This window comes from Rhodobium orientis (assembly GCF_003258835.1).
GTDB lineage: Bacteria > Pseudomonadota > Alphaproteobacteria > Rhizobiales > Rhodobiaceae > Rhodobium > Rhodobium orientis.
Genome location: NZ_NPEV01000202.1, coordinates 1 through 254, shown reverse-complemented (window position 1 = coordinate 254; position 254 = coordinate 1). Strand labels below are relative to the sequence as shown.

The 254-nt window shown below is 50.8% G+C and carries 1 protein-coding gene; it reads left to right on the top strand.

Annotated features, from left to right (window positions below):
- Positions 1-31: 31 nt before the first annotated feature.
- Positions 32-254 (top strand): AMP-binding protein (locus tag CH339_RS25840; protein ID WP_245408201.1); only part of this gene is annotated, 223 nt, incomplete at its 3' end.

Here is a 254-nt window from a genome sequence, read left to right as displayed (position 1 = left end):
GCCAAAAGGGGTTCTCCACGTCCATAAAGCAATGATCCAGCATTATCAAACAGCCAAATGGGTTCTTGATCTGCATGACGATGACATCTATTGGTGCACCGCTGATCCCGGCTGGGTCACCGGAACGGTTTACGGGATTTTCGGTCCGTGGCTGAATGGAGCTACGAATGTTGTCGTAGGCGGCAGATTCAGTCCTGAGGCATGGTACGAAACGATTGAAAAAATGGAAGTGACGGTATGGTACAGCGCGCCAA